This is a genomic window from Streptomyces sp. NPDC020807, assembly GCF_040641575.1.
Lineage (GTDB): Bacteria > Actinomycetota > Actinomycetes > Streptomycetales > Streptomycetaceae > Streptomyces.
The window spans coordinates 104,536-126,919 of sequence record NZ_JBFADU010000015.1 but is presented as its reverse complement, the minus strand read 5'-3'; the positions used below and the strand labels follow the sequence as shown (position 1 = coordinate 126,919).

At 72.4% G+C, this 22,384-nt stretch carries 24 protein-coding genes and 1 pseudogene; 7 read left to right on the top strand and 18 right to left on the bottom strand.

Features of this window, described 5'->3' with window-relative positions; all coding sequences use genetic code 11:
• Positions 1–13: 13 nt before the first annotated feature.
• Positions 14–406, bottom strand: a complete 393-nt coding sequence (locus AB0G79_RS22040) for a hypothetical protein (RefSeq protein WP_360808920.1) — start codon at positions 404–406, stop codon at positions 14–16.
• A 172-nt stretch (positions 407–578) separates the two neighbouring features.
• Here AB0G79_RS22040 and AB0G79_RS22035 point away from each other — a divergent pair, with 172 nt between their 5' ends.
• On the top strand, positions 579–1,598 hold the full coding sequence (locus AB0G79_RS22035) for a hypothetical protein (RefSeq protein ID WP_360808918.1): 1,020 nt from the start codon (positions 579–581) through the stop codon (positions 1,596–1,598).
• Here AB0G79_RS22035 and AB0G79_RS22030 read toward each other — a convergent pair.
• The gene (locus AB0G79_RS22030) at positions 1,582–2,052 is read right to left on the bottom strand and encodes an ATP-binding protein (RefSeq protein WP_360808916.1); all 471 of its coding nucleotides are present in this window, start codon (positions 2,050–2,052) and stop codon (positions 1,582–1,584) included. The genes AB0G79_RS22035 and AB0G79_RS22030 overlap by 17 nt on opposite strands.
• A gap of 308 nt (positions 2,053–2,360) precedes the next feature.
• Here AB0G79_RS22030 and AB0G79_RS22025 point away from each other — a divergent pair, with 308 nt between their 5' ends.
• Positions 2,361–3,212: a helix-turn-helix transcriptional regulator gene (locus AB0G79_RS22025; RefSeq protein ID WP_360808914.1), complete on the top strand. Its 852-nt coding sequence runs from the start codon at positions 2,361–2,363 to the stop codon at positions 3,210–3,212.
• A gap of 11 nt (positions 3,213–3,223) precedes the next feature.
• Positions 3,224–3,424, top strand: coding sequence for a hypothetical protein (locus tag AB0G79_RS22020; protein WP_360808912.1), 201 nt, complete (start codon positions 3,224–3,226; stop codon positions 3,422–3,424).
• 13 nt (positions 3,425–3,437) lie between these two features.
• On the opposite strand, the gene AB0G79_RS22015 is transcribed toward AB0G79_RS22020, so the two are convergent.
• From AB0G79_RS22015 to AB0G79_RS21960, 12 genes are all read right to left on the bottom strand, one after another.
• Entirely contained in the window at positions 3,438–4,058 is a 621-nt protein-coding gene (locus AB0G79_RS22015; protein ID WP_360808910.1) for an OmpA family protein, read from the bottom strand.
• A gap of 9 nt (positions 4,059–4,067) precedes the next feature.
• Positions 4,068–4,637: a hypothetical protein gene (locus AB0G79_RS22010; protein ID WP_360808908.1), complete on the bottom strand. Its 570-nt coding sequence runs from the start codon at positions 4,635–4,637 to the stop codon at positions 4,068–4,070.
• 14 nt (positions 4,638–4,651) lie between these two features.
• Positions 4,652–5,215, bottom strand: a complete 564-nt coding sequence (locus AB0G79_RS22005; protein ID WP_360808906.1) for a pilus assembly protein TadG-related protein — start codon at positions 5,213–5,215, stop codon at positions 4,652–4,654.
• Positions 5,216–5,268: 53 nt separating this feature from the next.
• Positions 5,269–5,481 (bottom strand): Flp family type IVb pilin, encoded by a 213-nt coding sequence (locus AB0G79_RS22000; protein WP_360808904.1) that lies wholly within the window; start codon positions 5,479–5,481, stop codon positions 5,269–5,271.
• 256 nt (positions 5,482–5,737) lie between these two features.
• Positions 5,738–6,628: a DUF5936 domain-containing protein gene (locus tag AB0G79_RS21995; protein ID WP_360808902.1), complete on the bottom strand. Its 891-nt coding sequence runs from the start codon at positions 6,626–6,628 to the stop codon at positions 5,738–5,740.
• Positions 6,629–6,648: 20 nt separating this feature from the next.
• On the bottom strand, positions 6,649–7,593 hold the full coding sequence (locus AB0G79_RS21990) for a type II secretion system F family protein (RefSeq protein ID WP_360808900.1): 945 nt from the start codon (positions 7,591–7,593) through the stop codon (positions 6,649–6,651).
• Between the two features lie 22 nt (positions 7,594–7,615).
• Positions 7,616–8,962, bottom strand: coding sequence for a CpaF family protein (locus AB0G79_RS21985; RefSeq protein WP_360808898.1), 1,347 nt, complete (start codon positions 8,960–8,962; stop codon positions 7,616–7,618).
• Positions 8,959–9,510, bottom strand: a complete 552-nt coding sequence (locus tag AB0G79_RS21980; RefSeq protein ID WP_360808896.1) for a TadE/TadG family type IV pilus assembly protein — start codon at positions 9,508–9,510, stop codon at positions 8,959–8,961. The genes AB0G79_RS21985 and AB0G79_RS21980 overlap by 4 nt, the downstream gene beginning before the upstream one ends.
• On the bottom strand, positions 9,507–9,848 hold the full coding sequence (locus tag AB0G79_RS21975) for a TadE/TadG family type IV pilus assembly protein (protein WP_360808894.1): 342 nt from the start codon (positions 9,846–9,848) through the stop codon (positions 9,507–9,509). Before AB0G79_RS21975 ends, AB0G79_RS21980 begins: the two co-directional genes overlap by 4 nt.
• A gap of 54 nt (positions 9,849–9,902) precedes the next feature.
• On the bottom strand, positions 9,903–11,174 hold the full coding sequence (locus AB0G79_RS21970) for a P-loop NTPase (RefSeq protein WP_360808892.1): 1,272 nt from the start codon (positions 11,172–11,174) through the stop codon (positions 9,903–9,905).
• Positions 11,175–11,210: 36 nt separating this feature from the next.
• Positions 11,211–11,918 (bottom strand): Flp pilus assembly protein CpaB, encoded by a 708-nt coding sequence (gene cpaB, locus AB0G79_RS21965; protein WP_360808890.1) that lies wholly within the window; start codon positions 11,916–11,918, stop codon positions 11,211–11,213.
• A gap of 73 nt (positions 11,919–11,991) precedes the next feature.
• Positions 11,992–12,873 (bottom strand): hypothetical protein, encoded by an 882-nt coding sequence (locus AB0G79_RS21960; protein WP_360808888.1) that lies wholly within the window; start codon positions 12,871–12,873, stop codon positions 11,992–11,994.
• Positions 12,874–13,147: 274 nt separating this feature from the next.
• Here AB0G79_RS21960 and AB0G79_RS21955 point away from each other — a divergent pair, with 274 nt between their 5' ends.
• Positions 13,148–14,875 carry a glycoside hydrolase family 18 protein gene (locus AB0G79_RS21955; protein WP_360808886.1) on the top strand — a complete coding sequence of 576 codons (1,728 nt, stop codon included), beginning with the start codon at positions 13,148–13,150 and terminating at the stop codon, positions 14,873–14,875.
• Positions 14,876–14,972: 97 nt separating this feature from the next.
• Here the strand turns inward: AB0G79_RS21955 and AB0G79_RS21950 are convergent, their stop codons facing one another.
• Positions 14,973–16,244, bottom strand: a complete 1,272-nt coding sequence (locus AB0G79_RS21950; protein WP_360809003.1) for a serine/threonine-protein kinase — start codon at positions 16,242–16,244, stop codon at positions 14,973–14,975.
• Between the two features lie 816 nt (positions 16,245–17,060).
• On the opposite strand from AB0G79_RS21950, the gene AB0G79_RS21945 reads away from it, so the two are divergent.
• The 3 genes from AB0G79_RS21945 (at position 17,061) to AB0G79_RS21935 (ending at position 20,027) form a co-directional block, all read left to right on the top strand.
• On the top strand, positions 17,061–18,413 hold the full coding sequence (locus tag AB0G79_RS21945; protein WP_360808884.1) for a M14 family metallopeptidase: 1,353 nt from the start codon (positions 17,061–17,063) through the stop codon (positions 18,411–18,413).
• 109 nt (positions 18,414–18,522) lie between these two features.
• Positions 18,523–19,299, top strand: a complete 777-nt coding sequence (locus AB0G79_RS21940; RefSeq protein ID WP_360808882.1) for an acyltransferase — start codon at positions 18,523–18,525, stop codon at positions 19,297–19,299.
• Positions 19,263–20,027, top strand: coding sequence for a GDSL-type esterase/lipase family protein (locus AB0G79_RS21935; RefSeq protein ID WP_360808880.1), 765 nt, complete (start codon positions 19,263–19,265; stop codon positions 20,025–20,027). Before AB0G79_RS21940 ends, AB0G79_RS21935 begins: the two co-directional genes overlap by 37 nt.
• A 21-nt stretch (positions 20,028–20,048) precedes the next feature.
• On the opposite strand, the gene AB0G79_RS21930 is transcribed toward AB0G79_RS21935, so the two are convergent.
• The 3 genes and pseudogenes from AB0G79_RS21930 to AB0G79_RS21920 all read right to left on the bottom strand — a co-directional run.
• A complete protein-coding gene (locus AB0G79_RS21930; protein WP_360808878.1) occupies positions 20,049–20,459 on the bottom strand; it encodes a RidA family protein in 411 nt (136 codons plus the stop codon).
• Positions 20,456–21,235 (bottom strand): IclR family transcriptional regulator, encoded by a 780-nt coding sequence (locus AB0G79_RS21925; RefSeq protein WP_360808876.1) that lies wholly within the window; start codon positions 21,233–21,235, stop codon positions 20,456–20,458. The genes AB0G79_RS21930 and AB0G79_RS21925 overlap by 4 nt, the downstream gene beginning before the upstream one ends.
• Positions 21,232–21,531: pseudogene (locus AB0G79_RS21920) on the bottom strand (PfkB family carbohydrate kinase); the annotation flags it as partial. The gene AB0G79_RS21925 and the pseudogene AB0G79_RS21920, both read right to left, overlap by 4 nt.
• Positions 21,532–22,384 lie beyond the last annotated feature (853 nt).

Here is a 22,384-nt window from a genome sequence, read left to right as displayed (position 1 = left end):
GATTATCAACGGCTCAGGCAGGACAACAGGAAACCGGCCTTATGCGGACGAACTTCGCGGCGAGGGCGGGCCCCAACTGGTGCACGAGGGCGTGGCCGGGCTCCTGCGGGGACGGCAGGTCGCCGAGGAAGGAGGTGACGATGACCTCGTCGATGTCGATGACACCGCGAGAGCACTGCTCTTCGAGGAAGGCGAGGGTACGGCGCCAGTCGGCGGCGGAGGGGTCCTCGCCGAGGAAGGAGCGGACGGCGCCCTGGACGACGTCCCAGAAGAAGACGTGGGGATGGACGTCACCCTGGGCGAAGAGATGGGACTCGTACGCGCCCCGGTACTCGGGGATCCGGGTGACGAGGTCACTGACCAGCTGAACACTGAGACTCGATGAGGGAGTCGGTGTCGACGTCATCAGCAGCTCACTTCGGACGGCTCGCTGTGGAGGTGGGGATGGGTCACGCTCGTTCCAGAATGCTCCTGCCCGGGCCCCGCGTCCCGACACTTTTGCGCTTTCCTGACGTCGACTTTCGGAGGGTTTTCCACAGGGGGTGCGAACTGTCCCCCTTCCGTGGATCGTTGCGCGTATGTACGAGTTGGCGATCCTCGCCAGGGGCGGGGTACTCCTCACGGGCCGGGCACGCGCGGCGGGCTGGTCGCCGGCCCGGCTGACGACGCGCCTGCGCCGCGAGGGCTGGCAGCCGGTCTGCCGGGGCGCGTGGGCGATGCCGGGGAAGGAGGTGGACTGGCGGGTCCGGGCGACGGCGGTCCAGATACTGCGCCCGGAGCTGGTGTGCAGCCACGGGACTGCGGCGCGGCTGCACCGGATCGAACGCCTGGGCCGCCCGGCGGACCCGCTGCTGGACTTCACGGTCCCGGCCCCCCGCACGACGAGCGTCGCCGGCACCCGCGTCCGCTCCCTCCCCCTGACGGCCGGGGACTGGTCGATCCGCCGGGGCCTGCGCACGACGACCCCGGCGCGGACGGTCGGCGACCTGATACGGGCGAGCACGAGCCGCGAGGAGGCGGTGGTGATCGCGGACTCGGCCCTGGGACGGCGGACGGTGGACGGCGTACGCCGCGACCCCCTGGTCCGCCACGAGGACCTGGCGACGGAACTCGCCACCCTCCGAAGGCCCGGCGGACGCAGGGCCCGCACCTGGCTGGCCCTGACGGAGGCGTCCTCGGGCTCCCCGGCGGAGACGGTGGCACGGCTGCGGATGCGGGACGCGGGGATGTTCCCGGAGTCCCAGCCGCTCCTGTCCACGGGAGACGGCCGGTGGCCCGCCCTGCGCCCGGACTTCCTCTTCCGCGAGGCGGGCCTGGCGGTCGAGGTGGAGGGGTACGCGTTCCACGGCAGCCGCGCGGCCCACGAACGGGACGCGGCCCGGTTCAACGCGCTGTCGGCGTGCCCGGAGGTGCGACGGATCCTGCGGTTCACGGCACGGGACGTCTTCGGCCGCCCCGAGTACGTGATCGGGACGATCAGGGCGGCGCTGGCGGCGCTGGCGACGCCGCCGCCGTGGTCGCCGCGGTCGCCCGGACCTACCGGACCTGCCGGACCTGCCGGACCTGCCGGACCTACCGGACCTATCGGGGCAGGGTGACCCAGGACTTCACCCCTCGGACACCCCGCTCCCCGCCCCACTCCCCTCCCCAGTCGTCCACGGCCGCGTCAAGGAGCCAGAGCGAGCGACGGCGGCGGTCCGCACAGAGGGCCTCGACATCGGGGTCGGGGTGGGCGGGGTGCTGGTCCCAGACGAGGATCCGCAGCGCGTCGGCGCGATGACGGAGGAAGAGGTGGAGGTCGACTCCCGGCGCGAGCCGGGCGGCCGTCCCGACGAGCTCGGTGACGACGAGCAGCGCGGCGAGACTGTGCCCGTCGAGCCCGTGGGCCCGGAGCACGGCCGACACGGCGGCACGGGCGACGGCGGCGCTGCGGGGGTCGCCGGGGAGGGTGAGGCTGTACGCGAGGGACGGTGCGCTCCCGGCGCCCGGACGGGGCGGGGCAGCCGCTGGGCAGAGGGTGGGGGCGAGGACGGTGCGGAGGGTCGGCGACATGGCGGACTCCTGTGCCTGGACGGATGGTTGACCTGCGGTACTGGGGTGTCGGTCACTCGGTCGTCGGCGCGCACGAATGGCTCACGGCGTGGTGGTGGCATGTCTCCCTGACGCGGGCGCGCCCCTCCCAGGGGAGGAGGTTGCGGGCGGGACCGCGCGATGCACTTCCACTCGTGCGGTGCGTGAGCGGTGCGTTACTCAATGTAGGGCATGCAGGAGTACGTGTACTACGGTTCGCGGAATCCACTCCTTCTCGACCAAGGCGCGCGCGCCCGTGCAGACTGGCCCCACCACCGGAAGGGGATCGGATGCCGCCGAGGAGCACACCCACCGCGCGCCAGCGGCGAGTTGGCACGGAGCTGCGCAAGATGCGGATCGCGGCAGGGCTGAGCACCGAGCGCGCGGCCGCCCTCCTCGGCGTCCCCCGGACGAACATCCCGAACATGGAGTCCGGCAGGTCCGGCATCAGCGAGGCCCGCGTCCGCGCACTGGCGGCCAACTACGGTTGCGAGGAGCGCCAGTTCGTCGACGCGCTCGCCACCATGGCCACCGACCAGGACAAGGGTTGGTGGGAGCGGTACCGGACCCGCCTCCCGGACGCCCTGCTCGACATCGCCGAGATGGAGTGGCACGCGGACCGCCTCCGTATCGCGGTACCGATCCACCTCCCCGGCCTGTTCCAGACCGAGGACCACGCCCGCGCGGTCTTCGCCCAGGTCGTCCCGCGCCTCGCCGAGGCCGACCTCGCGGCGCGGCTGGCGCTGCGGATGGACCGGCGGCAGGTACTGGACCGGCGCGACCCGCCACGGGTCGAGGCCATCGTCCACGAGGCGGCCCTGCGCATCGAGTTCGGCGGCACGGCGACGACCGTGGACCAGCTGGAGCACATCGCGAAACTCGCCGAGCGCGAGCACGTCACCGTACGCGTGATCCCGTTCAAGGCGGGCGGCTTCCCCGGCGCCGGCCAGTCGGTCATCTACGCCACCGGACCGGTCCCCCGGCTCGACGTCGTGGAGCTCGACGCCACACACGGTCCGGAGTTCCTCGACGAGGAACCGCAGCTGGCGAAGTACCGCGCCCAGCTCGACGAGCTGGAGTCACGTGCGCTGCCCGCGCGGGAATCCGTCACCTTCATCCGCAACGTCGCCGACGAGCTCTAGGAGCAGCAGCCATGCCGAAGGACCGGGACATCACCTGGGAAGCGCCCGCGTGCGGCGAGGGGGCGAACTGCTACCGGCTCGGGACGGACGAGGACGGCAACAGCTACATCGCCGTCCTCGGCCAGGAGGACCGTTACCTCACCGACAGCCGTGACGCCCTGCGCAACCTCATCCTCGACATCAAGGCCGGCAAGGCGGACCACCTGCTGTAGGGTGCGCCACGGATCAGGGCTGGACCACGGTCGTCCGCGGGAAGGACACCTCCACGCGCCGGTTCTTCCGCCGGCCCTCCTCCGTGGAGTTGTCGGCGATCGGGTAGTCCTCGCTGTACCCACGGATGTCGAACGCCGTCCCGGGTTCCAGATTCCGCGCCAGCACCTGCTGCACGGCGACGGCCCGCTCCTTGGAGAGCTTGAGCCCGTGCTCGTACGTCCCCAGGTTGTCGGTGAACCCGAAGACCCGCACCCGACTGGACCCGAGCTTCCGGACCTCGGCCGCGATGGCGGCGATACGGGCGGTGGCGGTGGGGCTGAGCTTGGCGCTGTTCTTGGGGAAGAGGACCTCGGCCTGGAGGGCGAAGGTGACGTCCACGTTGGTGTCCTGGCGTCGCTCGGCGCCGCCCTCCTCCTCGACGATCTGCTTGATGTCGAGGACCTTCGCGGGGGCGAGGGTGGCGCCCTCCGGGAGCATGAGGCCGGGCGCGTTGGGATCGATGGCGGGCGGAGGCTCGGCACTGGCGGCGGGCCCGGGCCCGTCGTCGGCCTGCGCGGTGGGAGCGGTGACCGGCCACAAGATCACGGAGGCGAGGGCCAGGGCGGTGGCCAGGCGGCGGGGTGTCGTCGTCATGGCGTCGCCTCAGGAGAGTTTGAGGGTGGCGGGTTCGAAGGTGGGGAGCTGGAAGGAGACGGCGGTGGTGGAGGCGGGGGGTGCGGGGAATTGCAGGAAGACGTCCGTTGAGTCGCCGCCCGAAAGGATGCCTAGACCTGTTGTGGTCAACGGCCGACCCTCCGTGTCACGCAGAACGTAGTAGCGCTTCTTTCCCACGGCGTCGACAAGGGTGGCCCCGCCGAGAGATGCGCCGTGCTTCACCACCTCTGTTTCGTCACCCCTCATGACATCGGGTACGGCTCGCCCCTCACTGGAGGTGTTCTTGATGGACCCTTTGATCGTCAAGAACCCGCCAGCATCACGAACTGCAGAGTTGACGGTCAGCTCGAACCCGTCCTGCCCTTTGAGGACAGCCAGGGTCTCGGTCGCCTCCGCGACCGGCTTCGTCCCCTGCGTAGTCGTCTGCTGAGGCGCAGGGGTGGTCGCCGCCGGCTTATCGGCCTTCGGTTTCTCCTCTGCCCCGCAGCCGACCACGAACAGCGCCGCCGACATGAGAGCGAGGGAAGCCAACCCCTTTCGCGCGTACTGAGCGTTCATGAAGTGCGCTTCCTTTACTCATCGATCAGTCGGACAGTGAAGAGGGCGGACGAGGGGGGCAGTTCAGGATCATCTGGATCGATCTCCCAAGATTCCCCACCACAATCGAGCTCGGCAATGGGGCTCGGTTCCTCATCAGGATCAGTAGGGGGCGAGGTGGGCGGAGGTGAGGGCGGGTCGGTGGGAGGCTCGTACGGGGTGAAGTCGCAGCGCTGCTCGATGACAGCCAGAGCGGAAGCCCTCGCCTCTTGCGCCCCCGTCGTTGTCACCGTCACGCGGAATCCGTTTGGCTCCAGGGGTTGGCAGTCCCCATCCGGGAGGGTGGCATGGTTCGCGGCCGCGTAATCCGCCGCCGCATCGCAGGCGAGGGAATGCTTGTACTCCGTTCCCTGAACGAAGTCGCCCCACTGATCGGGATCGCGGATGACTTCGAACCACCCTCGGCGCAGCTGGTCACGGGCATCCTGCGCAGCCGCGAGGGCCGCCGCATCGGCAGCGGTCTGAGCGCCGTTCCGGGTAAATGCGGCCTGTCCCACCATGAAGTAGGCAAAAGCGAGGAAGAGGAGACCTGAGATCACCGCGATGTAGGCGGGGAAGGCCTGCCCTGAGTCCCCCTCGGCGACAGGTCGAATCAGCCCGCAAGCTTGGCGATCTTGTTCTTGATTGCCGTCAGGATCGTGGTACCGATATCCGTTCCAGTGATCGCCACCACGATCGCCACCACGACCACAATGATCCCCAGATACTCCACCGCCGTCTGCCCGCGATCCCGGGCCGACCGGTCGATCCACCCGCCGGCCCGCACCCGCGCCCCGACCAGAGTCCTCAGCAGCACGTTCTTCATCAGATCCCCTCGGCTCTCGTAAAGTCCCCCGGCCTCCGCCAGGGAGGGAACGTAAGGCAGAGCGGGTCCCCGGCAGGGGCCTACGGGCAGGCCGGTGGGTGGAGTCGTGGAACATCCAGCTTCCCTCCCCGTCCAGACGCCGCCCGGGTCAACGGGTGGACCTCATGCCCAGTCAAAAGGCTAGGCCCTACTCGCCAGTCCCGGTGGGGAGTTCGGCGAAGATGTGGCTGATGTGAGACAGGAGGTGACCCGCGCGTCACTCGCCGCCCGTCACCGAGCCGAAGTCCGTTCCCGTTCCCAGGAACAGTCCCGCTCCCAGCAGGATCATCGTCGCCGGGACCATCACCGTCGTGATGATCATCGTCGCCTTGGGGACCGCCTTCGCCGCCTTCCGTCGCGCGTTCTGCGCGTCCGTGCGGCGCATGTCCGTCGCGATCTGGATCAGTGTGTCGACGATGGGGGCGCCCAGCTCCTCGCCCTGCTGGAGCGCCGTCACGAACTGGGCCACCTGCTCCGAGTCGTTGCGGCGGCGCAGTTCGTCGAAGGCCTCGCGGCGGCTCACGCCCATGTCCATTTGGCGCAAAGTGATCCGCAGCTCGTCGGACCACGGGCCCGCGTACTGTTCCGCCACCCGTTCCAGTGCCTGGCGGAAGCCGAGGCCCGCCGAGACGACGACGGCCAGCACGTCGAGGAAGTCCGGGAGGGTGCGTTCGATCTGGTCCTTGCGGATGCGGACCGCCGACCAGATGCCGACCTCCGTCCAGAACGCGCCGAAGGCGAAGAGGAGGAGGGCCACCAGGACCGAGCCCTTGTTGAGCATCAGCAGGCCCCCGAGCAGGCCCAGGAAGCCGTAGACCGCACGCCTGGCGCCGTACCGGTCGATCGTCAGGCCGCCGGGGTTGCCCGCCAGGTCGATCCGGCGGCGGACCGCGCTGACCCGCTTCGGGCCCATCAGGCGCAGGACCGTCGGCGACCAGCGCATGCCGAGGCGGTCGACGACCGAGTCCACCGCGCCCGTGCGGGTGGAGCCGACCTCCAGGGCCAGTTTCAGGTCGTCGGGGAGGCGCGCGTCCGCGCGGTAGAGGCGGAGGCCGTAGAAGATGCCCGCGACCGCGAGGCCGGCGAGGAGGGCCAGGAGGAGTTCCATGTGAGGCTGCGCGCCCTTCCCTAGACGTCGATCTTCGAGAAGCGGCGGATCGCGGCGAAGCCGAGGACGTAGAGGGCGAAGGCCGCCACCACCGCGAACTGGCCGATCGTCGAGCCCGTCATGCGGTCGAGCGCGCCCGGCTGCATGTTGTCGATCAGGAGCAGTGAGCCCACGCCGATCACCGGGACCGAGTACGCCGTCATGCTCACCTGGGAGAGCTGGGTGCGGACCTCGCGCCTCGTCTCCTTGCGCTCTTCGAGGGTCTGCGTGAGGTTCCTCAGCGAGGACACGACCGTGCCGCCCGCCCTGTTCGCCAGGACCAGCGTCGTCACCAGGACCACCAGCTCCCTCGACGGGAGGCGTTCCGCCAGTTCGCCGAGTGCCTCGTCCAGGGACTTGCCGACCGCCAACTGCTGCGCCACCTTCTCCAGTTCGTCGCCCGCCGGGGACTCCATCTCATCGGCCGCCAGGCTGAGCGCCATCCGCAGGGCCAGGCCCGCCTGGCTCGCGTTCGCCAGGATGCGGGAGAGTTCCGGGAGTTGGTTGATGAAGCGTTCGATGCGCTTCTGCCTCTGCCAGTTGAGGTAGCCGAGCGCCACCCACACTCCCAGCAGGCCGCAGATCGGGCCGAAGAACGGGGACAGGGCCGCCTGTCCCACCATCCACAGGACCGCCACCGTCGCCGCCAGCGCCACCGTGAACTCGCCCGGTGTCACGTCGAGGCCCGTCGCGGCGATCCTCAGTTCCAGTTTCCTGCCCAGGGCCGTACGGCGGATCCGGCGGTCGACGCCCCGGAAGCGGCGCCTCCGGCGGCCTGTCGTCTCGGGGGCGTCCGTCTCGTCGAGCCGGGCGACGAGTGCCGCGTGGCGGCGGGCCCCGCTCGCGTACACCTGGACGCCGACCACGGCCAGGACGCAGCAGAGGGCCGCTACGCCGAGCGTCAGCCAGACGGGATCAGTGGCCATCAGGGGTCAGCACTCCTCGCTCCTAGTTCGCTTCTCGGGTCGCCAGGCCCGCGTCGGTCGCCGCCACCCCGAAGGCCTGGGGGATGGGCTGGCCCGCCATGTAGAGCCGTTCCGCCACCCGCCTCGGCAGCGGGTGGTACGCGAACCGGCCGTACACCCGCCCGTCCGCCGCCACCGGCTGCGCCTCGAAGCGGCAGATCGTGGCGAGGAGGAAGCGTTCGCGGCCGTGCGACGCCAGGACGGCGATCTCCGTGATGCGGCGGGTGCCGTCCGGGTGCCGGGTGAGCTGGACGAGGACGTCGACCGCGCTGTTGATCTGGTCCCGCAGCGCCTCGAAGGGGACCTTGACCTCGGACATCGAGGCCAGGGTCTGGAGGCGCATCAGGGCGTCCTCCGCCGAGTTCGCGTGGACGGTCGCGAGCGAGCCGTCGTGGCCCGTCGACATCGCCTGGAGCATGTCGAGCGTCTCGCCTCCCCGGACCTCGCCGACGATGATGCGGTCGGGGCGCATGCGGAGGGAGTTGCGGACGAGGTCGCGGATGGAGATGGCGCCCCGGCCCTCGATGTTCGGCGGGCGGGCTTCGAGGCGGATGACGTGGGCCTGCTGGAGCTGGAGTTCGGCCGAGTCCTCGATGGTGATGATCCGCTCGCCCTCCGGGACGAGGCCGGAGAGGGCGTTGAGCAGGGTCGTCTTGCCGGTGCCGGTCGCGCCGGACACGATCACGTTGAACTTCGCCTGGACCAGGCCGGAGAGCAGGAGCAGCATCTGCTCGTCCAGTGAGCCGAGGCCGACCATCTCGTGGAGCGTGTACGCGCGGGGGAAGCGGCGGATGGTGAGCGTGGCGCCCGTGAGGGAGAGCGGCGGGATGATCACGTTGACGCGCTCACCGGACGGGAGGCGGGCGTCGACCATCGGGTTCGACTCGTCGACGCGACGGTTGACCGTCGAGACGATCCGCTCGATCGTCTGCATGAGCTGCTCGTGGGACGCGAAGCGGAGCGGGAGCAGCTCCACGCGGCCGGCGCGCTCGATGAAGATCTGGTCGGGTCCGTTGACCATGATCTCGGTGATCGACGCGTCCTCGAGGAGCGGTTCGAGGACGCCGAGGCCCAGGGCCTCGTCGACGACCCGGCGGATCAGCTGGCCGCGCTCGGCCGTGGAGAGGACCGGGCCCTCGCGGCTGATGATGTGCCCGAGGACGCGTTCGAGCCGGGCCCGGCGCTCGGCCGCCGCGAGCGCGGACATCTCGGTGAGGTCGATCTCCTCCAGGAGCTTGGCGCGGAAGGCGGCCACCAGGTGGCTGTCCTCCCGGCCCGCTCCGGGGCCGCCCTTGTCCTCGGGGGCATGGATGCGGGACCGCAGGCTCATGGCAGGTCCTCCTCGTCGGACGCGTCCGGGGGTACGGGCATGGTGGCGGTCTTCGTCACGGGGTCGAAGTCCCAGAAGGGCACGACCTGCGGGATCGTCACGGTGACGGTGGCGACCCCGCCGGAGACGCTGACGTCGGCCCTGCCCCTGACCCAGCCGGTCATGGAGGCGTAGCCCGCCGCCGACGCGCCGCCCGGGAACGGCTCGTCGGTGGTGTCGGCCCGCGCCGCCGCCCGGGCCGCCGTGCCCGCCTGCTGGGCCACGTACGCGGCCAGGCCGAGCTGGAGGCCCGCCAGGGCCGCGAGCAGCAGGATCGGGAGGAAGCCCAGGTACTCGATGGCGACCTGTCCCCGGTCGCGGGCACGGCGGCGGGCGCGGCTGTGGGCGCGGCTGTGGGCGCCGTTCTGGGCGCCGTTCTGGGCGCCGTTCTGGGTGCGGCCGAAGGCCCGGCCCCCTTCGCAGCCCCGGCCCCCGCCGAAGCCCCGGCCCCCGTCGCGGCCCCGGCCGCCGGTACGCCCCGTGCTGCCGAGCTGTCGGTGTCCCCTCATCGCTGCGGCGCCTCCTCCGAGACCGCTCCCGCCGTCGCCGACACCGGGAAGAGGCCGACCGTTCCCGGCGCGATGGCGGGGACCTGGAGCGTCACCGTCAGCGTCGCGACGGTTCCGGCCGGGGCCGTGCAGCCTCCCACCTCCGCGCCCTCCGCCCAGGCGCCGTCCAGGTGCCGCTTCGCGGCGGTGGCGTAGTCACCGCCGACCGCGCACACCCGCGCTCCCTCGTCCGCCGCGTTGGCCGCCAGCGTGTACGTGTACCCCACCAGGACGACCTGCCACAGCAGTGCCAGCGTCAGCAGGATCAGCGGGACCATGCCGACGAACTCGAGCGCCACCTGTCCCCGGTCGTCCGCACGGGCCCGTCGGCCCGCGGCCCCCCGTCCCATGGCTCAGCGCCCCCGTCGCCGGAGTCCCAGCGAGCCCCGGTCCCCCGCCCGCGCGAGCTGCTTCCCGGGCGCGGGCGCCTGCGCGGACGCCGTCGCGGACGCCGGCGGGCCCACGAGTCCCAGCTCGCCCGCCAGCGACCACAGCGCCTGCTTCACCGTCGACTTCGCGTCGAGGTCGTGCAGCCGGCCCGCGTCCACCACCGCCTGGAGCTCCTTGAAGTTGGCGGGGACCGAGACGCCGGCCGTCCTCGTGCCGGTGATCTTCTGGACCAGCGGCGGCTGGATCTCCGTCGACCGGTGGTGGCGGTTGACGACGGTGACGGTCTCCTCGGCCTTCCTCACCTGGAGCCGTTCCCACATCCGTACCGCCCGCTTGGCCGCCCGTACCGCCACCACGTCCGGGGTCGTCACGAGGAGCGCCGTGTCGGCCATCTCGATCGCGGCGGCGTTCGCGCCCGTCAGCTGGGTGCCGCAGTCGACCACGACGACGTCGTGCCGGGCCCGCAGGGCGCTGACGATCTGGCGGGCCGCGCGGTCGGTGACCTCCTCGCCGCGTTCGCCCTCGGCCGGGGCGAGGAGCAGCGAGACGCCGGTCTCGTGGACGTACACCGCGTCCTGGAGGACGCGCGGCGAGATGTCGGTGATCGCGGCGAGGTCGGCGGCCGACCTGCGGAACTGGACGTCGAGGTACGAGGCGATGTCGCCGCCCTGGAGGTCGAGGTCCAGGAGGGCGACGGTCCGCCCGGAGGCGCGGGCCGCGAGGGCGAGGTGGACGGCGGTGACGGTGGTGCCGACGCCGCCCTTCGCGCCGCTGACGGTGACGACGGTGCCGCCGGGGCCCGTGGCGAGCTCGGCGCCCGCGCCGAGGTGGCGGCGGACCCCGGCGGACCACTGGGCCGCCGCCTGCACGCGGCTGGCGAGCTCCTCGTACCCGAGGGGCAGGGTGACGAGGCCGCGCGCGCCGGAGTCCATGGCGGCGGAGAAGAGGACGGGGCTGGCGTCGGCGGTGATGAGGACGACGCCGACGGCGGGGAAGCGGAGGGCGACCTCGCGGACGATGTCGAGCGCGGGGACGGGGCCGATGCGTTCGTGGACGAGGACGACCTCGGGGAGTTCGTCGAGGGAGTCGGCGGCGAGCCGGGCGAGGGTGTCGACGAGCTGGGTGGAGTCGGTGACGGGTGCGGCGGGTTCGGCGTCGGGCAGCTGGCTGAGCAGGGTGACGACGGACCGGGCCGCGTCGGGGTCGCCGACGGCCGGCAGGATCCTGGTGGTCATACCGACCTCACCTTTCCTCTCCTCTTTCTTCCTCTGCTACTTGTCCTTGTCGAGGGTGTACGTGCGGTCGCCCGGTTGGGCCGGAGCGCCGCCCGTGACCGGGGAGACCAGGGCGAGGCGTACGTGTTCGGCGAAGGAGTCGGCGTACGTGACGCGCTGGGTGTCGAGGTGGGAGAGGGCGAAGCTGATCGGTACGGCGTTGGTGGCGCGGCTCGCGCGGTCGCTGCTGTCGGAGATCGGGGTGAGCTTGCCGATGGAGAGGACGCGGGCCCCGGCGACGATCAGACGGGACTGGCTGGGGTCGCCCTTCTTCTCTCCCGCGAAGGTGGCGTAGATGTTGACGCTGGCGCCGGGGGTGATCTTGCCGGCGACGCCCGTCGCCGAGTCGATCATGATCGCGATCTCCTGCTCGCCCGGCTTGAGTTCGGGGCGCTCGACGATCATGTCGTTCTGGAGGAGCGAGCCCGCCCTGAGCTGGGTGACGGCGATCCGGCCCTCGATCTGGCGGAGGTCGGTGACGGCGGTGGAGGAGAGCCAGCGCTTCGGCATGGTGATCTTCTCGAACTGGTCCGCCTTCAGGGGCGCGTACGGTGCCACGTTCTCGCTGACGCGGTACGCGGTGACCTCCGGGCCGACCTTGGAGTTCACGTCGCTGATGACGGTGAGGACGCCGGCGAAGGCGCCGAGGGCGCACAGGACGGAGAGCAGCAGCAGGATCACGCCGCGGCGCTGGCGGGAGTTCATGGCCGTACTTCCTCGATCGTGGGCGGGGTCGGGGGCGCTGTACCGGGAGGGGCGACCGGCGGGTGGTGGCGGCTCACGGGACCGCGCCCGCGCCCGTGGCCGCGCCCGCCCCGCTCGCCGGGGTCGGCGAGGGGCTCGCGGCGCAGAAGCCGCAGCGGTCGCCGATGAGTTCCATCCCGCACCAGTGGCACGTCTCGCGCCGTACGGACGCCACTAGTTGGTAGAGGACGGGCAGGTCGGAGAGGTACGCGACGAACTCGACGAGCTTGCCGGTGCCCCACCAGGCGGGCGAGGTCCCGGGCAGCGCCACTTCCTGGGCGGCGCCCTGGATCCGCCAGGCGGGGGCGAGGGCGGTGGCGGGCCAGTCGGTCTGGAGCTGGCCGCGGGCGACGAGGAGCCGGGTGGCGAACTCGGGCCCCGCGAGCAGCTGTTCGTTCTTTCCGCCGACGCGGACGATCTGCGGGGTCGGGCCGGCGAGGACGCCGAAGTGGGCGCCGGGGAGCCAGCCCTTGAGGTGGGAGGAGAGGCTGACGGGGACGCGGTCGAGGCGCGAGACCGAGCCCAGGACGGCCCCGGCGTAGATGTAGTGGGCGAGGAGCCGGGCGGCGGAGGCGAGGACTCCGGCGCTGAAGTCGCAGACGGCCAACTGCCGTAACTGGCGGACGAGTACGGCGGCACCGAGCGGCGGGAGGTCGGTCGTGACCAGGGCGATCCGGTCGCTTTCGAGGAGCCCGCGGACCGCGCGGAGGCGTTGCGCGACGGCCGGCGGCGCGGAGGTCGGGCAGACGACGATCACGTGCCCGTGGCGCGCGAGGAGCTGCTGCACGTCGGCGAGCGAGGCGTCGAGGGAGCGGGCCCCGGGCGGCTGGAGCACGGTGGCGTGCGGGGTCTGGGGGTCGGCGGGCGGCAGCACCAGGTCGGCGCTGGTGACCGCGATCGCTGTCGGCACCGTCACCGTCAGACCCCCGTTCACTCCGCCCGTCCCCCGTCTCTGCACTTTATCCACGCCCCTGGGGGTGGTGAACACACAATCCGCCAAGCCGATCCCCTTTTCCGCTCGGAACTCGGCTTCATGTCAGAGGTCTTGACAACGCGATTGGTCTGGACCAGCTTGTTGGCACGACGGTGGCCACCGCCTTTCCCCGCTCCGTACGACGACGACGACGTACGGCACCTCCACATCCCCGAACTCCCCCACCTCCCCCACTCCACCCCACCGGAGGATGCACGTGGACCGCACCACCACCCGCCCGCACGGCCGCCCGAACGGCCGCCGATGGCTCGGCGGAGCCCTCGCGCTCGCCGTCGGCTCCGGGCTCGTCCTCGTCGGCGGAGCCGGCACCGCCCAGGCCGCCGACGTCAACGTCGCCAAGAACGCCGGATTCGAGAACGGCCTGACCAACTGGTCCTGTTCGGCCGGGAGCGGCGCCGCCGTCTCCTCGCCGGTACGGACCGGGGCCGGCGCGCTGAAGGCCTCCCCGGCCGGCCTCGACAACGCCAAGTGCGTGCAGACCGTCGCCGTGAAGCCCGGCTCGACGTACACGCTGAGCGCCTGGGTCCAGGGCGGCTACGCCTACCTCGGCGTCAACAACACAGGGACCGGCACCGGCACCGTCTCCACCTGGACGCCCGACAGCCCGTCCTGGAAGCAGCTCACGACCACCTTCACGACCGGCGCGAACACCACCTCCGTGGAGATCTACACCCACGGCTGGTACGGCACCTCCCCCTACTTCGTCGACGACGTGAGCGTCTTCGGCCCCGACGGGGGCGGCGGCCAGGACCCCGACCCGGTCGTCCCCGCCACCCCGGCCGGTCTCGCCGCCGGTTCGGTCACCACGTCCTCCGTCGCCCTGAGCTGGGGCGCGGTCTCCGGCGCCACCGGCTACAAGATCTACCGCGACGGCGCCAACCCGGTCGCGGTGACCGGCACGTCGACCACCGTGTCCGGCCTCACCGCCGACACCGCGTACCAGTTCCAGGTCTCCGCGACGAACACCGCGGGCGAGTCCGCGAAGTCCGCCGCCGTCTCCGCCCGGACCGCCAAGCCCTGCGACACGGGCCCCGGCCCGGCCGTCCCCAAGCACGCCGTCACCGGCTACTGGCAGAACTTCGACAACGGCGCGGCCAAGCAGAAGATCCGCGACGTCCAGTCCCAGTACGACATCATCGCCGTCTCCTTCGCCGACTCGACGGCCACGCCCGGCCAGATCGTCTTCAACCTCGACCCGGCCGTCGGCTACACCTCCACCGCCGACTTCAAGGCCGACATCGCGGCCAAGAAGGCCGCCGGGAAGTCCGTGATCATCTCGGTCGGCGGCGAGAAGGGCAACGTCACGATCAACAGCGACGCGAGCGCGACCGCCTTCGCCAACAGCGCCTACGCGCTGATGCAGGAGTACGGCTTCAACGGCGTCGACATCGACCTCGAGCACGGCATCAACTCCACCTACCTCACCAAGGCGCTGCGCCAGCTCTCCGCCAAGGCGGGGTCGAGCCTGGTGATCACGATGGCCCCGCAGACCATCGACATGCAGAACACCGGCACGGAGTACTTCAAGACCGCGCTCGCCGTGAAGGACATCCTCACGGTCGTCAACACCCAGTACTACAACAGCGGTTCGATGCTGGGCTGCGACGGCAAGGTCTACAGCCAGGGCTCGGTGGACTTCCTCACCGCGCTCGCCTGCATCCAGATCCAGGGCGGCCTCGACCCGTCGCAGGTCGGCCTGGGCGTCCCCGCCTCCACCCGGGGCGCGGGCAGCGGCTACGTCGACCCGCAGGTCGTCAAGAACGCGCTCGACTGCCTGACCAAGCTCACCGGCTGCGGCACCTTCAAGCCGGCGCAGGCCTGGCCGACGCTCCGCGGCGCCATGACCTGGTCGACCAACTGGGACGCGACGGCCGGCAACGCCTGGTCGAACGCGGTGGGCCCGCACGTCCACGCCCTGCCGTAACGCTCCCCCTCCCCCCTTCCCCCCTCCCCCCTTCCCCCTTCCCGGCCGCTTCCCCGCACACGCAGCGCCGCCGCTCCCCCGGCGGCGCTGCCGCCGTTCACGCGCGGGGGAGGTACCGGGCGAGGACGGCGTCCAGCTCGTGCGTCCACTCCTCCACCCGGGCGGCCCGGCGGCCGTCGAGCTCGCACGAGTAGACGTCGCCGCTGTAGAGGGTGACGTCGACCCGCAGGCCGCGGCCCCGCCGCGTCTGCTCGTACGCGACCGCGCCGATCTCCGCCCAGGCGAAGTCGGCGTCGACGTCGTCGATCCGCAGCTCCACGCCCTCACCATCGACGACGACCGCGGAGACCCGGTCGGCGGCGACGAACGCGGGGGCGGGCGGGGGCGGGCCGAACGGCAGCGGGGGTACGAGGAGGGCGGGCGCACGGGGGACGGGCACGGCGTCCCGCGGGTCGGGGGCGGGCGCGGGGGCGGGCACGGACACGACGTCCCGCGGATCGGGCGCGGGCGCGGGCGCGGGGGCGGGGGCGGGCACGACGGCCCGCGGATCGGGCACAGGCGAGGGCGTGGGCGTGGGTACGGGCGTGGGCGCCTGCGCGGGTACGGGCGTGGGCGCCGGCACCGCGTCCTGCACGGCGCTCCCGCTTCCGGCCTCCCCCAACGCGTCCATGATCTCGTCCGGCGTCGGCCGCTCCCCCGGCGCCTTCGCGAGGCACCGCCCCACGAGCCCCCGCAGCCCCTCCGGTACGCAGCCGAGGTCGGCCGGCTCGTGGACCGACCGGTACATGAGGCCCATCGGCGTCCCCTCTCCGAAGGGCCGCCCACCGGCCGCGGCGACCAGGACGGCGCCCAGCGCGAAGACGTCGGCGGCGCCGGTCACCTCCTCCCCGAGGGCCTGCTCGGGCGCGAGGTAGCCGGGGGTGCCGAAGGCGGAGCCGGTGGCCGTGAGACGGGTCGACTCCAGGGCGCGGGCGATGCCGAAGTCCAGGACGCGGGGGCCGTCGGCGGCCATGACGATGTTGCCGGGCTTGAGGTCCCGGTGGACGAGCCCACAGGCGTGGATGGCCTCCAGGGCCTCGGCGAGCGCGGCCCCGAGCGCGCGCAGCGCGCCCTCCGCCATCGGCCCCTGGGCGGCGACGAGTCCGGCGAGGGTGGGACCGGGGATGTAGGCGGTGGCGAGCCAGGGGGCCTCGGCCTCCGGGTCGGCGTCGACGACCTGGGCCGTGTGGAAGCCGCCCACCTGCCGGGCGGCGGCGACCTCGGCGCGGAAGCGGGCGCGGAAGGAGGGGTCGGCGGCGAGCTCGGGCCGGGCGACCTTGACGGCGACGGCACGGCCGCCGCGCGAGCGGCCCAAGTAGACGGTGCCCATGCCGCCTTCGCCGAGCTTGCCTTCGATGACGTACCTGCCGATTAGCGTCCCCACACGGGCCAGTATGACCGCCGGGGCCCTGGCGGGCGGCCTTTCCCCCACCCCGCCCCTTCCCGAAACCGGGGCAGGCCCCCGGCCCCCGTACGGCCTGACGGCCCGTGCCCTCAAACGCCGGGCGGGCTGGATTCGCCGCCCACTCCAGCCCCGCCGGCGCGTGAGACGCGGGGCCGAATCCAACCCCGCCGGCGCGTGAGACGCGGGGTCGGCACCCAACCCCGCAGGCGCGTGAGGCGCGGGGTCGACATCCAACCCCGCCGGCGTTTGAAGCGCGGGGTCGGCACCCAACCCCGCCGGCGCGTGAGGCGCGGGGTCAACATCCAGCCCCGCCGGCGTTTGAAGCGCGGGGTCGGCACCCAACCCCGCCGGCGCGTGAGGCGCGGGGTCGACATCCAGCCCCGCCGGCGTTTGAGGCGCGGGGTCCGGGGCGGAGCCCCGGTTTCGGGAAGGGGCGGGGTGGGGTGAAGGCCCGCCGCAGGCGCCCCGAGGGCACCCCCGGGCGTCCCGGTGATCCGAGGGCGCCCGCGTCGCGTCACCGACGGCAAGCACTCGGCCGCCCCCTTAACTTGAGCTCGTCGAGCTCGTGCCCGCACCCCGCCCCCACCCACCCACCCACCGAGTCCCCCAACCGCCCACCCACCCCGCAGGAATGTGGCCGAATACCCCTCCTTGACCCGCCCATGACACGCCCTCACCATGTGCCCCGGACACCCGCACGAGCTAGTCGCACTCCCCCACACTCCCCACCCAGGAGCCCACATGCGACGTCCCACCCGCGGCAGAAGGTCCGCCACCCTCGCGGCCCTCGTGGCGCTCGCCCTCGCGGCGCCCCTCTCCGCACTCTCCTCGCCCGCCGGGGCCGACCCGGCGACGACCGCCGCCCGCATCGCCGTCGGGGCGGACGAGGTGATCCGGCAGTACGAGATCGCCGGCCCGTCCACCCAGGCCGAGCGCTCCGCGCTGACCGTCACCGGCGTCTCGATCGACGAGGTCGACGCGCGCTCGGTGGTCGTCAGCGCCAACGGCGAGCAGCTCGCCCGCCTCAAGGCGCTCGGCTACAAGCCGGTCGCGCTCGCCGCCCCGCCGAACCGGGCCACCGCCCAGGACCAGGCCCTCGCCCCGCTCGACTTCCCGTCCGCCGACGCGAAGTACCACAACTTCGCCGAGATGAACGCGGAGATCGACCAGCGCCTCGCCGCGTACCCGTCCATCATGCGCAAGCAGGTGATCGGGAAGACGTACCAGGGCCGGGACATCGTCGCGATCAAGATCAGCGACAACGTCGCCACCGACGAGAACGAGCCCGAGGTCCTCTTCACCCACCACCAGCACGCCCGCGAGCACCTCACCGTCGAGATGGCGCTCTACCTGCTCCGCGAGTTCGGCGCGGGCTACGGCACCGACAGCCGGATCACCAACGCCGTCAACGGCCGCGAGATCTGGATCGTCCCGGACCTCAACCCGGACGGCGGCGAGTACGACATCGCCTCCGGCTCGTACCGCAGCTGGCGCAAGAACCGGCAGCCCAACGCCAACTCCTCGTACATCGGCACCGACATGAACCGGAACTGGAACTACAAGTGGGGCTGCTGCGGCGGCTCCTCCGGCACGAAGAGCTCGGAGACGTACCGCGGCGCCGCCCCCGAGTCCGCCCCCGAGGTGAAGGTCGTCGCCGACTTCGTCCGCTCGCGCGTGGTCGGCGGCAAGCAGCAGATCACGGCCGCCATCGACTTCCACACGTACAGCGAGCTGGTCCTCTGGCCCTTCGGCTGGACGACGGCGAACACCACGACCGGCATGACCCAGGACGACCGCGACGCGTTCGCGACCGTCGGCGGGAAGATGGCGGCGAGCAACGGCTACACGCCCGAGCAGTCCAGCGACCTCTACATCACGGACGGCTCGATCGACGACTACCTGTGGGGCGTCCACCGCATCTTCGGGTACACCTTCGAGATGTACCCGGCGTCCTCCGGCGGCGGCGGCTTCTACCCGCCCGACGAGGTGATCGAGCGCGAGACGAGCCGCAACCGCGACGCGGTGCTCCAGCTCCTGGAGAACGCGGACTGCATGTACCGCTCGATCGGAAAGCAGGCGCAGTACTGCGCGTAGGCACGTGAGCACACCGTTTGAGGGCCCCCGGCAGCACCGCGCCGGGGGCCCTCACCCGCGCGGCCCTCCCGGCGGGCCGGTGACCATCCGCGTACGTACAGTCACGAGCATGCCGGGAACAGTTGTTGCTCATGTCAAGGGACGACTGGCTCTGCGGGCGCGCCGCCTCCGGGCCGCCGCGGCCCGCGACCTGTGGGCGTGGGCGGAGCGGCACGGCCGGATCACGTCCGAGGATCCGGGCGGCCGCAGGTTCGGCCACCTGGGCCGCGGCGTCTGCATCGGCTTCCCCGTGGCGTCGCTCTACGGGGAACCGTGGATGGAGATCGGCGACGGCACCCTCGTCGCGAGCCACGTCACCCTCAGCGCGGGCATGCTCCCGGGCATGGACCTGGGCCCGGACCCCGTCCTGCGGATCGGGGCGGGCTGCGTGGTCGGGCGGGGCAGCCACGTCGTGGCCCACGAGTCCGTGACGATCGGCGACCACGTCTTCATCGCCCCGTACGCGTACGTCACCGACCAGAACCACGCCTACACCGACCCCCGGCTGCCGATCGGCGTCCAGCCGCCCGTGAACCGCCCGGTGGTGATCGGCGACGGCTGCTGGATCGGCGCGGGAGCGGTGATCCTGCCGGGCACGCGGCTGGGCCGGAACGTGGCGGTCGCGGGCGGCTCGGTCGTCCGCGGGGAGTTCCCGGACCACTGCCTGGTGGGCGGGGTTCCGGCGCGCGTGCTGCGGCGGTACGACCCCGAGAGCGACACGTGGGCTCCGCCCGGGACCTCCACGCGGCCCGCCTCGCGGCCCGCTTCCCGGCCCCCTTCCCTCACCCTGCCCCAGACCTGGGAGGAAGCATGTCCCTCGCCCACCCCGAGCGCACCCCCGACATGATCGACGTCATGATCGTCGGCGACTCGATCAGCCACGGCAGCAGCGGTGACTGGACCTGGCGCTACCGCTTCTGGAAGCACCTGCGCGAGCACGAGGTGAACCTCGACCTGGTCGGGCCGAAGGCGACGCTCGACAACATCCGCACGGCGGAGGTCGGGGACGACGACGACACGTACGCGGACCCGGAGTTCGACCCGGACCACGACGCGCAGTGGGGCCGCCCGTACGTCTCCGAGAAGGAGGAGATCGAGGCGAAGGTCCGCGAGCACGACCCGCAGTACCTGCTCGTGCTCCTCGGCATCAACGACCTGTTCTGGTACGGGGTCGAGCCGCCCCGGTTCGAGGAGAACCTGCGGGAGTTCGTCGCGAACGCGCGACGGGCACGGCCGGACGTCCGGATCGTCCTCGGGACCGTGCTGCAGTGCCGGAAAGCGGTGGACGAGCCGGACTTCGGAGCCAGGATCGAGGCGACGAACGACCGGATCCGGGCGGTCGCGAAGGACCTCGACAGCCCGGAGGCACCGGTCGTGGTGGCGGAGACGGCGGCGGAGTTCGTCGCGGCGGACCACACCTGGGACGGCACGCATCCCAACGCCCACGGCGAACTCCGCATCGCGGCGGCCTTCGCGGACGCGCTGGCGTCGCGCTTCGGCATCGGGGCCCCGTACCCGAGGCCGTACCCGGTCGTGCCGGACGTGCCCCCGGAGGCGAAGGCCCCCGTCGACTAGGGCGTGTCCGGCGGATCGGGGTCAGTCCAGGACGGCCAGCGCGTCGATCTCGATGAGCAGACCGTCGGGGAGACCGACGTACACGGTGGTACGGGCGGCGGCCGGGGCCTTGAGTCCCTGCTCGTCGAAGTACGCGTTGTAGATCTCGTTCATCTCGGCGAAGTGGTCCACGTCGGTGAGGTAGACGCGCATCATCATGACGTCGTCCCAGCTCGCCCCGCCCTCCTCCAGGATCGCCTTGACGTTGGCGAAGGTCTGGAGGGTCTGCTCGCGCAGCGTCGGCCCGGCGACCCGCGGCTCCTGCCCGTCGACGGCGGGCAGGAAGCCGACCTGGCCGGCGGTCTGGAGGATGCCGCCCTTGCGGACGCCGTGGGAGAACTTGGCGGGAGGGGCGGTGTGGGTGGACGGCGTGAGCGCGATCTTCTCGGTCATACGAACTCGTCTTCCTGTTCCTGTGGGTGAGGGGTGCCGGAGCCGGAGTATTCCCGGCTGACGGCCTCGGCGGTACGGCGCACCAGCGGAAGCAGGCCGAGGAGCTCCTCGGCCGTGACGACCACGTTGGGCGCGGAGACGGACATGGCGGCGACGACCCGGCCGCCGGGCCCGCGGACGGGGGCGGCGACGCAGTTGATGGACTCCTCGTGGCCGCCGAGGTCGGTGGCCCAGCCCTGTTCGCGTACGGTCGCGAGCTCCGCGAGGAAGGCGACGGCGTTCGGGGTCGAACGGGGGGTGTACGGGGGGTAGTCGAGGCGCGCGGCGACGGCGCGGCGCTCCGGCTCGGGCAGGTCCGCGAGGAGGAGCTTCGCGACGGCGGCGACCGTGATGGCGACGGGCTTGCCGATGCGCGAGTACATCCGTACGGGATACCGGCTCTCGACCTTGTCGATGTAGACCACCTCGCCCTCCTCGTACACGGCGAGGTGGACGGTGTGGCCGATCTCCTCGTTGAGGGCGACGAGGTAGGGGTGGGCGATCTCGCGGACGTCGAGGTTCTCGACGGCCTCCTGGGCGAGGGCGAAGAGTCGGGCGCCGAGGCGGTAGCGCTGGTCCTGCTGCCGGTGGACGAGCCCGTGCTCGTGGAGGGTGCGGAGCAGCCGCAGCGCGGTCGACTTGTGCACGCCGAGCCGCTCGGCGACCTGCCCGAGGTCGGCGGGGCCCTGCGCGAGCAACGGCAGGATGCTGAGCGCCCGGTCGACGGTCTGGCTCATGGCGTACGTACCTCCTGGTCGCGCCCCGTCCACCCGGGGCCGAGGTGAAGTCTCCCCCAGGCACGGTCGTCGAGCGCGACGAGCCGGTCGGCGAGGTCGCGCGGGGGCGGGTCGGCGAGGTCGCCCGGGGCGGTGAGGACGGCGGCGGCCATGAGATGCCCGTGCCGCAACCGCTCACGCGGCCCGAGCCCACGGAGGAGGCCGTGGAGGAACCCGGCGGCGAAGGCGTCACCGGCGCCGGTGGGGGCGAGGACGGCGACGCGGGGGGAGGGGGAGGAGGTGACGGCATCGGCGCCGGACTCCGCACCCGCGCCGCTGCCGGCCCCGGTGCAGGACCCGCTGCCGGACCCGGCGCGGGTGCCGACGGGGCCGCTGCGCGGGGCCTTCCCCCACCCCGCCCCTTCCCGAAACTGGGGCTGCGCCCCAGACCCCGTACGGCCTGACGGCCGTGCCCTCAAACGCCGGGCGGGCTGAAGCTGCCACCCTGCACCGGCCCCGCCGGCGCTTGAGGCACGGGGGTCCGGGGACGGAGCCTCGGACTCGGCAACCTCGCCCGCGTCCGAGACGCAGGGATCCAGAGGCAGCACCCCGGGCACCCCAGCCCCGCCGGCGCTTGAGGCACGGGGGTGCGGAGGCGGAGCCCCCAGCTCTCCGGCCCGTCCGTCGTCCGAGACGCAGGGATCCAGAGGCAGCACCCCGGGCACCCCGGCCCCGTCGGCGTTTGAGGCACGGGGGTCCGGGGACGGAGCCTCGGACTCGGCAACCTCGCCCGCGTCCGAGACGCAGGGATCCAGAGGCAGCACCCCGGGCACCCCAGCCCCGCCGGCGCTTGAGGCACGGGGGTGCGGGGGCGGAGCCTCGGACTCGGCGACCTCGCCGGCGTCTGAGACGCAGGGGCCCAGAGGCAAAGCCCTGGGCACACCGGCCCCACCGGCGCTTGGGGGATTGGGATCCAGAGGCAGCGCCCCGGGCATCACAGCCCCGGCGGCGCTTGAAGCACGGGGATGCGGGGGCAGCACCCCAGGCTCATCAGCCCCGCCGGCGCTTGAGGCGCGGGGGTCCGGGGGCGGCGCCCCCAGCCCTTCAGCCCGTCCGGCGTTTGAGGACCGGGGGGCCGGGGGCAGCGCCCCCCGTTCGGGAAGGGGCGGG